The organism is Streptomyces atratus (assembly GCF_014648655.1).
GTDB lineage: Bacteria > Actinomycetota > Actinomycetes > Streptomycetales > Streptomycetaceae > Streptomyces > Streptomyces atratus.
Window position 1 is genome coordinate 1 of the sequence record NZ_BMRN01000090.1, and the last position, 13,173, is coordinate 13,173.

The 13,173-nt window shown below is 65.5% G+C and carries 10 protein-coding genes and 1 pseudogene; 6 read left to right on the forward strand and 5 right to left on the reverse strand.

Translation table 11 applies throughout. The features are described 5' to 3' along the window. Positions 1-633: 633 nt before the first annotated feature. Positions 634-2,913 (reverse strand): CRISPR-associated endonuclease Cas3'', encoded by a 2,280-nt coding sequence (locus IEZ15_RS41980; protein ID WP_229846536.1) that lies wholly within the window; start codon positions 2,911-2,913, stop codon positions 634-636. A 218-nt stretch (positions 2,914-3,131) separates the two neighbouring features. On the opposite strand from IEZ15_RS41980, the gene cas5c reads away from it, so the two are divergent. The 4 genes from cas5c to IEZ15_RS42000 all read left to right on the forward strand — a co-directional run bounded on the left by cas5c (position 3,132) and on the right by IEZ15_RS42000 (position 8,522). Continuing rightward, complete coding sequence (gene cas5c / locus IEZ15_RS41985; protein WP_189282216.1) at positions 3,132-3,905, forward strand: type I-C CRISPR-associated protein Cas5c; 774 nt, start codon at positions 3,132-3,134, stop codon at positions 3,903-3,905. Between the two features lies 1 nt (position 3,906). Beyond that, positions 3,907-5,739 (forward strand): type I-C CRISPR-associated protein Cas8c/Csd1, encoded by a 1,833-nt coding sequence (gene cas8c / locus IEZ15_RS41990; protein WP_189282217.1) that lies wholly within the window; start codon positions 3,907-3,909, stop codon positions 5,737-5,739. A gap of 56 nt (positions 5,740-5,795) precedes the next feature. Then, a complete protein-coding gene (gene cas7c, locus IEZ15_RS41995) occupies positions 5,796-6,665 on the forward strand; it encodes a type I-C CRISPR-associated protein Cas7/Csd2 (RefSeq protein WP_189282218.1) in 870 nt (289 codons plus the stop codon). Between the two features lie 1,698 nt (positions 6,666-8,363). Next, positions 8,364-8,522, forward strand: coding sequence for a hypothetical protein (locus tag IEZ15_RS42000; RefSeq protein WP_189282219.1), 159 nt, complete (start codon positions 8,364-8,366; stop codon positions 8,520-8,522). 250 nt (positions 8,523-8,772) lie between these two features. On the opposite strand, the pseudogene IEZ15_RS46070 reads toward IEZ15_RS42000, so the two are convergent. From IEZ15_RS46070 to IEZ15_RS46940, 4 genes and pseudogenes are all read right to left on the reverse strand, one after another. Continuing rightward, a pseudogene (locus IEZ15_RS46070) lies at positions 8,773-8,943 on the reverse strand (amino acid oxidase); the annotation flags it as partial. A 139-nt stretch (positions 8,944-9,082) separates the two neighbouring features. Beyond that, positions 9,083-9,664 (reverse strand): hypothetical protein, encoded by a 582-nt coding sequence (locus IEZ15_RS42005; protein WP_189282220.1) that lies wholly within the window; start codon positions 9,662-9,664, stop codon positions 9,083-9,085. Between the two features lie 32 nt (positions 9,665-9,696). Then, positions 9,697-10,482 (reverse strand): transposase, encoded by a 786-nt coding sequence (locus IEZ15_RS42010; protein WP_229846537.1) that lies wholly within the window; start codon positions 10,480-10,482, stop codon positions 9,697-9,699. Between the two features lie 207 nt (positions 10,483-10,689). Next, on the reverse strand, positions 10,690-11,235 hold the full coding sequence (locus IEZ15_RS46940; RefSeq protein WP_189282221.1) for an HNH endonuclease: 546 nt from the start codon (positions 11,233-11,235) through the stop codon (positions 10,690-10,692). 238 nt (positions 11,236-11,473) lie between these two features. Between IEZ15_RS46940 and IEZ15_RS42020 the strand changes: the two genes are divergently transcribed. Together IEZ15_RS42020 and IEZ15_RS42025 are read left to right on the forward strand one after the other, a co-directional pair. Further along, entirely contained in the window at positions 11,474-11,941 is a 468-nt protein-coding gene (locus IEZ15_RS42020; protein WP_189282222.1) for an NUDIX hydrolase, read from the forward strand. A 741-nt stretch (positions 11,942-12,682) separates the two neighbouring features. Further along, entirely contained in the window at positions 12,683-12,958 is a 276-nt protein-coding gene (locus tag IEZ15_RS42025) for a helix-turn-helix domain-containing protein (protein WP_229846538.1), read from the forward strand. Positions 12,959-13,173 lie beyond the last annotated feature (215 nt).

Below are 13,173 nucleotides of genomic sequence, written 5' to 3' on the forward strand. Positions count from 1 at the left end.
ACTCCCGCCTCGGCCAGATCAGCCCGATCGCCTACGAACAACGATCAACTACGCTGGCCACCGCCGCATGACAACCGGTGTCCACGATCAAGGGGAAAGCCCCAATCTTGTTCGTGCCCTTGCGGTTGTTTCGATCCGCGGTGCCCCGGAAGACAACCGGCACGGACAGATCACCAGCCGCGACATGCAAGCCACCCAATCCGAAAGGCGACCGCCACAACCAGGCGGCCGGCGATCCAGTATTGCCAATGCCGTTGCGATCCTCGGTCGCCCCGGGAGAGCGACCACCACCTCGCCCGCAGGCGCACGACACCTCCGGTTTCAATGTTGTGGTCCTCGGTCGCTCCGGAGGGCGACCGCCTCGACTGAGATGCGATCATCATGACCTACGGCGTGATGTTGCGATCCTCGGTCACCCCGTAGGACGACCGCCACGGCCACTTCGCCGCCATGTACGAGCACGAACACATGTTGCGATCCTCGGTCATGCGGAAGACGACCACCGCGACAGATTCGACTTTTCAAATACTCGAAATTTCACTGCTACAAGCTGATCACCACACTTCGGCTGCCGGCTGGCGGTTTCAGTTCCGCAAGCGTACTGGTGAGGCATTGCTCGGTGAGCCTGAATGGTCATGCAGGAGGTTCGATGCCTCGTTGGGGGTGGTAGGGGCCAACCCACTGGTGCAGGTCGCCGACGATTTCGATGGCGTGGCCGGTGTTGATCGCCAGTTCCCGTTCTTGCTTAGGGATGGATGCCATGTGTTCCTGCAGGGTGCGGTAGGTCGCCGGCGTCGGCAGGCCGCGGCGGAGCTGGTCGACTGCCTTCTGGGCGGCCTGTCGGGCTTCTTCCTTGAGCTGGGGGCGGATGACGACCACGGCCACGGAGTGCTCGTTGTCGATCATCCGCATCCTGCGTGCGACCTCCGGGTAGTGCAGCTTTGCTCGCAGCGCCTCGATGACCTCTCCGGTGGCTCCGTTGGGGTCCTTGGAATGTTGTCCTGCCTGGAGGCGGTAGCGGTGCTGGTAGTACGAGCGGAGGGCGTCCAGGTCATCAGGAGTGGCCAGCCCGTCGCCGAAGCGGTGGGACGCTGCTGCGGTGGCGCACGTGTTGTAGACGACCTCCGGGTTGAGGCCGTCCTGGGGATCGAAGATGGTCATGACGCTGTCCTTCGCGGGGCGCTTGCCCTCGCGGTTGACCCGTCCTGCGGCCTGCTGTTCGGACTCTGGTGTTGATCTGGCGCGGTATCCGCGGGGGAAGTCGAGGTTGACGCCGGCTTCGATGAGCGAGGTCGACACGAGGAGGGTGTCCACACCCTCCTCCAGGCGTTGTTTCGTCGCTTGGATGGTTTCTCGGCGGTGGCCGCCGGTCATGCGGGTCGACAGGTGCAGAACGCCTGGGTTCTCGTCGCGGTTCGTACCAATCCAGCTGCGGTGGACCTGGTTGGCGTCCTTGGTCCCGTTGACCACGACGAGGGCCTGGTCGTGCTCGGCCGCCTCGGCGGCAATGCTTGCGAGAGTCACGTCCGGGCCGGCCCGCCACTCGTATCTGACGCGGCGCAATTGCTTGAAGAGTGGCGCGGGGTCGGCGATGACGTCATGTTGCGGGAGACCGGAGCGCCAGGGGTTCAGTGCGGCGAGTTCCGGCTGGGTCGCCGATGACAGTACAAGGGTCACGCCGTAGTGCTCCACGAGTTCCCGCAGGCCGGAGAGGATCGGGGTCAGGAGCCTGTCGGGGAGAGCCTGGACCTCGTCCAGGATGATCACGGAGTTGGCGAGCCGGTGGAGCCGGCGGGTGGCCCAGGGGGTGTTCCCGAAGATCGTTTCGATCAGGCGGACGGTGGTGGTGACGATGAAGGGGGCGTCCCAGTTCTCGGTCGCCAATTTCGCCCACCGGTTGGGCTGACCACCCTTCTGGCCGTGGCGCACGTTCGTCGAGGCGCCAGCGGCCTGCGGTGCGCGTTGCTGCGGAGCTTCGACGTTCACGGCCGAGTGGTGTTCCAGCACCACCGGTGGTCCTTGCTCCGGGTCCAGGAGGCTTCGGTACTCCGCCGCGTTCTGTTCGGTGATCGAGATGAACGGGACCGCGACGACGACGCGCCGCAGCCCGTGCAGGGAAGCGTGGCGGAGGGCGAAGCCTCCGCCGGTGAACGTCTTTCCGGCGCCGGTCGGAAGGTGCAGCCGGTACACGCCAGGCTTGCCGGTGGCGGCTTCGAGCGCCTCCTGGTAGACGTCCTCGCGGAGCGTGTCCAGCCAGGAGACTGCCTTGACGCGCTGGCGTTCGGCGAGGGCCTCCTGGCGGCGGGCCTCGTACCGCTCCCACAGTTCCGCCATCCCCACGTGTGGCCGGATGTGCGTGCCGGGCCTGAAGTGGGCAGCGGTGTCGAGCCGGTCGGCGTCGACCACGGCCGAGTAGGTCATGCGGACCAGCATCTCTACAGCGATCTTGTCACGTGGGTCGAGCCAGTCCGGGACGGTAGGGCATGAGCCGTCCAGGATTTCCGGCATGACCGCGGCGACTCGGTGGATCGCTTCGTCCATCTCGCTGGAGTCGACCATCAGGGCTTTCAGCCGGAGCCGGACTTCCGACCACGCGGACAGACCGGTGTGGTGCCCCTGAATCACGCCGGCGCAGGGCAGCAGAGCGGGGACCTGCTCGGCCGCCCGGGCGAACAGAAAAGTTCCGGCGTCGTTGTGCGGTGGCCGTCTGATCTTACGGCCGGTGGTGGCCTCCTCGATCAGCCCCTCCTGCCATGCACAGGCTCCTTTGCCCGTGTCGTGGTCGCGTCCCAGCCGGTAGGCGAGGTCACCTCCTCCCCATGGCTCTGCGAGCCGACGGGCCAGCTCGCCCGTACCGCGGGCGTGGTCTTCGTACCAGTGCCAGGGCCCTTGGTGGCCCGGTGAGTGAGCCACGAGCCTGCCCTCCGGAACCGGCATCGAACCACTTAATGCATCAACTGCCTTTCTAGCAACCATATTTGACTTTCCATCAGTTGTACGCTGAGATCCGATCAGAGCGCCGCATATCCCTCGAACCTCATAGTGCGGACCTCGGGGTCGCGCGACGCAAGGAAGCTATCGGCAGGCACTGACAACGGCCTGCGCCAGCGGGCAAGGAAGGGAACAAGTGCATGAATGCGTCACGCCCCCGAAAGCGGCGCGAAAAGAGGGCTGACCGGCCACTTCACGTCCAGGTGGAGGCATGGGGACCGCTGGCCTGCTTCACCCGCCCGGAACTCAAAGTCGAACGTGTTTCCTATCCGACCATGACCCCTTCTGCGGCGAGGGGGCTGCTGGAGGCCATTTTCTGGAAGCCGGAGATGACCTACGGGGTCGAACGGATCGAACAGCTCAAGCCGGTGAGGTGGACCCGTTTCCGGCGCAACGAGGTCAATAACTCAATCATCACCAAGAACGCCTACGAGAGCCTGCGAGCCAACAACGGCTACTACTACGACGTCGCCGAAGACCGCGGCCAGCGGGTCACCGTCGCCCTGAGTGACGTTGCCTACCGCATCCACGCGACCATCCACGCCACCGACCGGTGCACCGCGCCCCTGCCGAAGTACCGCGACCAGTTCGACCGCCGGCTCGCACGCGGCGCCTGTTACGAGCAGCCCCATTTCGGATGCCGCGAGTTCGCAGCCTTCTTCGGGCCTCGCGGATCGGCGGAGGAAGCCGGTGCGATCACCCCCGCCGACCAGGCAGGCATTCCGCCCGTTGACGAGCTCGGGCTGATGCTCCACCACATCGAGTACCTCCCGAAGGGCAAGGAGCGCTACCACTGGTTCCGAGCCAGCCTCGAGCACGGTGTTCTTCACGTTCCCGACCGCCCGCTCGCCCCCGCCGAGATCAGTGGCGTGCCCGGAGCCGAGGGACGCGCCTCCGCGGAGGAGGTGGCCTGACGTGCTGCTGCAGAGCCTCGTCCGGCAAGCCGACGGCCGCCAGGGCGACACCCCCGAGTACTACCTCGCTCGCCGGGTCATGTGGCAAATCGATCTCTCCAGCACGGGCATGGGGAACACCGAACCGCTGGTCATCGACCTTCGCCAGGAGCAACGGAAGATCACCGCCCCGTACACGGGACGCTCCGGGTCCAAGCCAGCACCGATCCTGTTCGCCGACACCGCGCAGTTCGTGCTTGCCCATCCCGGCCTGGTCAAAGGTCCGGAAGGGGAAAAGATCCTCCCTACCAACTCTGCCGACGTCACCAAGGCTAGAACCCGGCACACCGCCTACCGTGAGCTGGTTACTTCCTGGTGCAACGACCACCCGCACCTTTCTCAGGCGCAGACCGTGACCGCGTGGCTGAACAGCCAGGCGCCGACCGCGTGGCCGCTGGAGATGGACAAGGACCACCTTGTCGCCATCAGCGTGGACGGCGAGTGGATCCACGACCTCGCGGAAGCCAGGAGCTGGTGGGCCGACAAGGTCAAGAAAGCGAAGAGCGGGAAGGCAGGCAAGGCGAACCAGGGGCTCTGCCTCGTGTGCGGACACGTCATGCCGTTGCTGTCCACGCTCCCGGTTCCTATCAAGGGCATCCCCAACTCCGGAATGAATACCCAGCTGGTCTGCCTCAACCAGCCCGCCCACTTCCGGGCCGGCACCAAGCAACTCGGTGCCACCCCCATCTGCGTCGACTGCGGCACCAAGTCCGCCACCGCCCTGAACACGCTGCTCGCCGACCCCGAACACCGCGCCTTTGCCGACGATTCCGCCATTGTCTGGTGGACCCGGGATCCTGATACCGGCACATCCATGTGGACCCTGCGCGACCCCCAGCCCGAGGAGGTGGCCCAGCTCGTCGCCGGACTCCGCCACCCCCGGCAGGGACGAGACGCACTGGCAGTCCTCGACGAGAACGCCTTCCACGCCCTCACCCTGCGGGTGAACACCAACAGGGTCATCGTCGCCGACTGGATCACCATCCCCGTCCCCGAACTGAAACGGAGACTCGGGACCTGGTTCGCCGACCAGCAGACCTGGGACGGCTGGAACAACACCTACACCTACTGGTCGGTCTGGCGGCTCGCTCTCGCCTGCGCCCGCTGGGACAAGCGCAAGAACAAGTACGTCGACACTACCGTCCCCAAGCACCTTCAGGCCGACCTCACCAAAGCTGCACTCCATCGTGCCGCGCCACCGGCCCATCTCCTGCCGGTCCTTCTGCAGCGCATCCGCGCCGACCACCACCTCGACCGGCCCCGCGTTGCCCTGCTGCGCCTCGCTCTGATCCGTATGACCACCCGCCACAAGGAGCTCTGTGTGCCCCAGCTGAACCCCCAGTCGACCGAGCCCGGCTACGTATGCGGACGGATCATGGCCATGCTCGAAGCGATCCAGCGCAAGGCCATGCCCAAGGTCAACACCACCATCACCGACAAGTACCTGAGCACCGCAGTCGCCTCCCCCCGAGCCGTCCTCACCCGCCTCCGTATCGGAGCACGGCCGCATCTGCGCACCATCGCCCGCACCAGTGGCCCCGCGGCCAAGGCCATGGACAGCAGACTGCGAGACGCCTTCGACCTGCTCGACACCATCCCCGCCCACCTGAGCACCGAACAGCAGGCCCTGTTCATCCTCGGCTACGACCACCAGCGGGCCCACTCCGCACGCGCTGCGGCAGAAGCCATCAAGGCACGAGAAGCCGGCAAGGAACTCGCCGCCGAACAGCAAGCAGACGCCCTTCCCGAAGCCTCCGCCGAAGACGCCGACACCTCGGACAACACCCTCTGGTAACACCCCGCCGCCAGCCCACCACGACTCACAGCCCCGGAAGGACACCGAGGACAACCATGACCGACGCCCACCTGGACCCCACCCGCAAGCACGACTACGTCTTCCTCATCGACGTCAAAGACGGCAACCCCAACGGCGACCCCGACGCCGGCGGCATGCCCCGCACCGACCCCATCACCGGCCAGGGCCTCATCACCGACGTCGCACTCAAGCGCAAGATCCGCAACACCATCACTCTCGTCCACCAGGGCCAGCCCGGCTTCGAGATGTACGTCGAACAGGGCGTCGCCCTCAACCCGCAGATCCAGCGCGCCTACATCGAAGGAGGAGCCAAGGAAGGCGAGACCGCCACCGCGCAGGAGTGGATGATCCGCAACTTCTACGATGTGCGCCTGTTCGGAGCCGTCATGTCCGTGGGCGACCAGAAGAAGCACGCGGGAAGGGCCCGCGGGCCCATGCAGCTCACCTTCTCCCGCTCCATCGACCCCATCACTCCGCTCGATGCCGGCATCACCCGGGTCGCCCCGAACAAGCCCGAGGACCTGGCCAAGGGCAAGGTCACCGAGATGGGCAACAAGCACTACGTCCCCTACGGCCTCTACCGCGGCCACGGCTTCTACTCCGGAGCCCTCGGTGCCAAGGCCAAAGTCACCCCGGAAGACCTCGCCGCCTACTGGAAGGCCCTGACCATGATGTTCGACCACGACCGGGCATCCTCCCGCGGCGAAATGGCCATCCGCGGCCTGTACGTCTTCTCCCACGACGACGCCTACGGACGAGCCCCCGCCCACAAGCTCTTCGACCTGATCCGCACCAAGCCACTCGGCCACAGCGAGGCACGCTCCTGGGACGACTACACCGACCGGATCACCATCGACGAAGACAAGATCCCCACCGGAGTGACTCTGACCCGGCTCATCGACTGAACTCGCCCGCCGGGGAAGTCGAGGATCGCAACGCCATCTTGCCAAGGAGGTAATGCTGCGGGGTGTGCGTCTGGCGGTTGCCCCTTTGGAGGCGACCGAGGGTCGCAACGCCGTCAAGAAGACCGAACTCGGTGTTGAGCCCGGTCTGGCGGTCGCCCTCAGGACGGTTGCGCATTGCAACCACGCCCACATGATGCCTGGGGAGTGTGGTCAGTCCTTCTAGCAGTCGCTCTCCAGGGTCGCTGAGGGGGCAACGTAATCACGGTCCGACCGCTTCTGAACGGCACCATTTTGACGGTCGTCCTTCGGGGCGGCCGAGGATCGCAACCCCGTTCAGCTCTCCACACTGGCTCAGAATGCCACTAGTGGCGATCACCCTTCGGGGTAACCGAGAATCGCAACGTATATCGCCGTGCCGCGCCCTTCAGGTAGTCGACAGCTGGCGGTCGCCCTCCGGGGCGATCGAGGGTCGCAACCGCATGCTGGAGCCGCGCGAGGTCGGCCGGGCTACGTTGGTGGCGGCCCGTACTCCAGGGCGGCCGAGGATCGCAACTCTTCTTTCCACGTGCTGACCCGGACGTATCCGAGTCATGGCGGTCGCCCATTGGGGAGGCCGAGGAACGCAACAACGAGAAGTGCACCGAGATCAGCGACATCATCAACTGTGGCGGTCGCCTTTAGGGACGACCGAGGATCGCAGCCCCTGCCAGGACATCAGCAACGTCGGCAAGAGAGTGGCGGTCGTCCTCCGGGACGACCGAGGATCACAACGAGGAGTTCGTGTCGAGGTTCGGGGAGTGGTACGCGCGTGGCGGTCGTCCTCGGGGGTAGCTAAGGATCGCGACATGGCCAGCGTGGCAAAGCAGTCGAAGACGAAGCCATGGCGGTCGCTCTTAGGGGCGGCTGAGGATCGTAACTGGAAGGGTTGGGGCTTTGACGAGATGGTCTCCAGCCTGCGGTCGCTCTTTTGGGCGACCGAGGATCGCAACGCAGCGTGGGTCATGCGGATGGCCGGCATCTACAACTGGCGGTTCGCCCTTTGCGGCGGCCGAGAATCGCAACGTCACCAACGACTACACAGCCGTCTTCACCGAGGAACTGGCGGTCGCCCTCCGAGGGAACCGAGGATCGCAACACCGGCACCACGAGCCCGACGATCGTCCTCCGGGCCGACCGAGGTTCGCAACTACAAGGACGCGATGCCCGTGCCGACCGCCGGCACCGGGGCAACCGAGGATCGCAACGCGGTGCAGGAGCCGAGCGCTTCCACATCACCAACGGGCGGTCGCCCTTCAGGCGACCGAGGATCGCAACCGCGCCACCATGGACATTTATCTGCTCGACCACCTCTTGACAGTCGCCCCTCGGGGCGGCCGAGGGTCGCCCCCGCGCGGTGATGAGCTTGGCGTCTCTCTAGCCGACGTGGCAGTAGCCCTCCGGGGCGACCGAGGTTCGCAACAACTGCCAAGACGACGGGCTGGGGGGCGCGTCAACCTAGTGGTCGCCTTCAGGGCGGCCGAGGAGCTGTGGCAGGACAAATTCCGAACTCAGCACAGCAGTTGGCGGTCGCTCTTCGGGGCGACTGAGGGTCGCAACCAAACGCCGCCCTCGAGCGGGCGGGACTTTTGTTGGTATGGCGGTCGCCCTCCGGGCGGCCGAGGATAGCAACCTCGACAAGGGCTGGCGTAAGACCCAGCTGTGCGACGCTGGCCGTCGCCCTTCGGGGCGGCCAAGGATCGCAACAAGATCGAGGAGGAGTCGAAGGACGTTGACGCTGCCTGGCGGTCGCCCTCCGGGGCGGCTGAGGACCGCAACACCCACACCCCGGGCGAGAACGAGGAAGTGGCGTACACGTGACAGTCGCCTCCCAGGATGACCGAGGATCGCAACGTCTACAACGCCGACGCCAAGGCGAACGGCGTCTACAGTGTCGGTCGTCCTCCGGGGTATCCAAGGATCGCAACGTCGGCCGCGTCTCCACAAAAGGACAATAAGACCCCACTGGGGGTCGTGCTTCGGAGTGGCCGAGGATCGCAACACCGCGTGGGTGCAATCTGGAGGGCAGTCGGGGGTATAAGTACGAGCTGTACCGCGACGGTGCGCTGCTCTACCGTTCCCCGTCTCTGATGCTCGGTGGGACCCGGAGAACGGCCGACGGCTCCTGGTCGTGACCGGCGCCCCTTCCGTGCCCGTAATTGTGCACGACCACGGTGCCGTCCTCCCGCCGCTCCGCCTCCACGCGGACCGCGGCGCGGGTCGGCCGGGCGCCAATCCGGTGCCCCGGCCTCGGCAAGAGCGACGCCGGTAGTGAGCCTGCCACCTGGCTTTGTCCACGAGAACGGGTTCTGGCTCGCTTTCCGTGACGCGTGCACGGTGAGTGATATCCGCTGGGAGACCAGCGGGGCCGAAGATGGGTCTCAGGTGCAGATGATGGGGCAGCCACGCCGGATCGAGTGCTGGGCAGCGCGCAGGAACAGTGCGACGTAGAAGGCTGTGTCCAGGTCCGTGACCCACAGTCCTGTTCGAGTAGTGGCCAGTTCCTTTGCTTGGTCCCTGAACCACATGCTCAGGTCGAGGTTGTCGCATATCGCCGGGGTTTCGGGCGGCAATTCGATGACTGCCGCCAGCTTCTCGGCGAGCGGTAGGACCTGGGGAGCGCCGGCAACCATGGACTCGTAGTCGCCGGAGTCGATGGGTAACCAGATCTCCTCATCGAGCGAGAAGGGCACGAGCACAGTCCAGCCGCAAAGGGTCTCTGACTCCTCTTGTGACAGGTGCGTCTGGCACAAGGCGAGGAACCCGGTCATGGATGGGGTCAGCTTCTCCTCGAAGGCTTGCCCTGAGCCAGGTGCGAAGTCCGTCTCTGAGGGTACGTCCTCGTAGGGTGGCAGGCCCCGCCGCCTGAGTTCAGCGTTGAGCGCTGAAGCAACTCCGCCCCATCCATCTTCCTCCTCACCAAACCATTCCTCCGCGCCGACGCTCACCAGGTACACACCCATGTGGGGAAGTTACAGTGCGCATCTGACATCGATCAGTGAGCCAACAGGACTCGCTTGCGTAAGAGAGCGAAGCCGGCCCGGCCGAACATCTGTCTCTTGAGCATCTTGATTCGATTGACGTGCCCTTCGACGACGCCGGAGTTCCAAGGCAGGGTGAGACCGGCGATGACCGCGTCGCGGTCTCGATCGATGCCTGCCGCGAGAGTGTGGAGGCTGGGCAGGTCGTCCTGGCGGACGGCGTCGAGCCATTGTGGGAGCCGTTCGCCCTGGCGCTCGGTGAGCATCTGGGCGAAGGACCGGACGTGACCGGCCAGGGCTTCGAGCTCGGGGCAGCTGGCCAGGACGGCCTTGAGCCGGAGCTTTTCGATCTCGGTCAGCGTCTCGGGTCGGCTGAGAATCCATTTCGTCACCATGCGGGGTGCAGGCGGCTGCGCGGTGACCGGCCGCGGTGAGGTGCGCTTCTCCCGCAGGTAGGCGCTGACCCGGCCGTAGCTGCCTCGGTAACCCAAGGGAACGATCTCCTCCCAGAGCTTCCAGGCGTTGGTGCAGCCCTCGTCCCAACGTTCGTCCAGGTAGGGCTTGTACTCGTCGAGAACGGAGGTCCTGTTGTGCTGCCACTGACCGTGAAAGAGGTCTTCCGGCTTGGCAGCGTCGGCGAGGCTCTTGACGGTGCGGTGGGTCATGTGGAGCTGACGCCCGATGGAGCGGCGGCTGTAGCCGGCTTCCAGTAGCGCGTGGACGGTGGCATGCCTGGCGCGGATGCGGTTGGCGAACCGGTCGCTCCGCCATGGAGAGTCCGCTTTCTCTTCGGGCGGCATCGGTTCCTCAGCCTTCTCCTCCCGATCGGGGACCAGGACGCGCAGGCACTGACGGTGGCGGGCGACAGTCCGCTCAGCAGCCTCGCTGAGGTTGTGCCACAGAGTACTGGTGGGCCGTCGGCGAGGTGCCTGCTGAGCAGGCCCTTTTCCAACGGCCCCCAGCCCGAACGACGCATGCGACTTTCGCCGCACGTCGCTCTCCAGTGACTACTCCGTGAGTGTTGGGACAGGCTTCTTGCCGTGGATGTCCGCGTGGCAACTACCGCAAACCACGAGGGCTTTGCGGTGCCGAGCGGCCATGAGATCTGCCCACGGTGGCCGGTCCGTTCCCGGCTTTCCGAGGTCTGCGAGCTTGGCAACGTGGTGGACTTCCACCTCGTCGACGCGTCCGCATGCCTCGCATCGTCCGGCGAGGAGGCGGGTTACCAACTCCTTGCGTTTGATGTCGACCGGGGCCAGCCGACGGTCGGTGATGACCGTCTTCTTGTTCTGTCTCAGCGGGATCCCGCCGAACCGTCCGACCAGTGGCTTCCTGCCGACGCGTTCGACGCGGGCCTCGAAGCACTTGCGTGGCCCGAACGGCGGGAAGGCGTCTCGTACCTGCTGGATGAGGGAAGGGTGGCGCTTGGCCAGCACACCCCAAGAGAACGAGCCGGGCTCGTTGCTCAGGATGACCGGCGCGCTGGCCGCGGCGACCGGCCCGGAGCCGCGAACGGCCTTTTCGCCCGAGGCGCGGGAGGTCTTCTCTGTCATGGTGTCCACTCCCGTTTCTTCTCACTCGTCACGGCGAGTCCTCCCTGAACAGCATGCCGAAACGCCCAGCGTAGCCAGTCGTGTTCGGCAGTGGTGCGGCATTGCTGCAGCACTCGGACGACACACCCCGCCCTCGGCCTGCACCATGCTGGGTCCCCCTGAGCCGGAGATGCCCACCGCCACCAGGCGGGCCTCCGCCCGTTCTCTCCTATATCCACGATCAGAAGGAGCCAACGGCATGACCGACATCATCAAACGCAACGCCCGCGCCATCCTCCTCGACGGCGACGAGCTGGTCCTGATCAAGCGCACCAAGCCGGGCAGGGAGCCGTACTGGGTGTCGGTCGGCGGCGGGGTCGAGGAGGACGACGCGACCATCGAGGCGGCCCTGCACCGCGAGGTATTCGAGGAGCTGGGCGGCAAGCTGCAACGTGCCGAGCTCGTCCACCTGATCACCGACGAGCTGGAGGGCGGCATCGGAGTCCAACACATCTTCGCCGCGCGCCTGGAGTCGATGAACCCGGCCGCACGCACGGGTACGGAGTTCACCAAGCCGGAGCGGGGCGGGTACAAGGTGGTCCGGGTTCCGTTCACCGCCGAGGCCGTCCGGGGGCTGAACCTGATGCCACCAGAGCTGGCCGACTTCATCACGGCGAACAGGGACGCGATCGTCTCCGTCCTCGACACCCCGATCCGCGAGGGATAGCGCGCACACCCTTGGCTTCGTCAGCCTCAACAGCCGACCAGCATGGGCAAGACAATCCATCTCGTGCGGCCGGCCGATGGGTGTGGCAATTTGCCGCAGCTGGGCGCTGTCGCCATGAGCCGCCGACGCCCCAGGAGCCGTCCATGCACGGATCGGGCACAGTCGCGACGCCGAGTCTTCCCTGGCCGGCTCCGGCAACGGTCGGCCGCACGAATGGACGCATATTAATCAGACAAGCGCGCAGACTGCTTCGAAGCGAAGCAACATAGCGCAGGAACGCCGGTTAGCCAAACCGGCGATGCCGCGCATCATTGATGGTCCACCGCCCCTACCTGTCCGTAAGTCGAAAGGCGTCGCCAAGACCAGCATCTATCCAACTCGCCGCGCATCGTCGGCGCTTCACACTGCCGCATAGCTCGTGAGGAACAGGCCCCGGTCGCGCTCCAGATCTTTCGAGACACGCAGTTGGACCGCTAATTCACTGACGCCGTGGTGGCCAAGTCTTGTCACGTCCTGGGTAGAACCGACAGCGAGTTCGATCTGGATGGCCTGCACATCGGCATCGACCTCAGCACACGATGCGGCGTTACCCCGCTCACACCTGCTGCTCTGATCAGTTGCTGGCCCGACTCTGCGGTCCACTTACCCGCCATAGCGTTAGAGCCAGATGTTTCCCGCAGACTCAGCACCAATCGGCTGCGCGCAAGTAGCGTCGCCTTGAAAGGGATCGAAGAAGCCGAAATGCACACGCAGAGCAACGAGTTGCAGGGCACGCAGTACAGCCCTACGCGCATCCGTGCCACCTGGGACGGAACGGGGAGCGTGGAGGACGCTTCCAAGGCGTTGGGGTTCTCCAGGGCGAAGGGCTACGACCTGGTTCGTCGCGGGGAGTTTCCGTGCCGCGTGCTACGCGTCGGCCGTACCACGCGTGTCGTCACCGCCTCCTTGCTCCGCGTGCTCGAAAGCGGAGAGCCGGAGTACAACGGCGCCCGCAGGGCACCATCGACGCCGGCGTAGTCCACCGGGCACAGAAGCCCCGCCGGTATCCCGGCGGGGCTTCCTTGTCGCACGCGCTCTCGCACAGCCCCTATGACGAGGGTCATGACTGCATGGCCATGACCAGGTGAAACACGGGCGTTTCCCCTTGATCGTGGACACCCTGATCATTGGATCGTGAAGATCCATAGGACAGGAGTTCCCGTTGGGGACATCGAAGTACTCGCCTGAGTTCC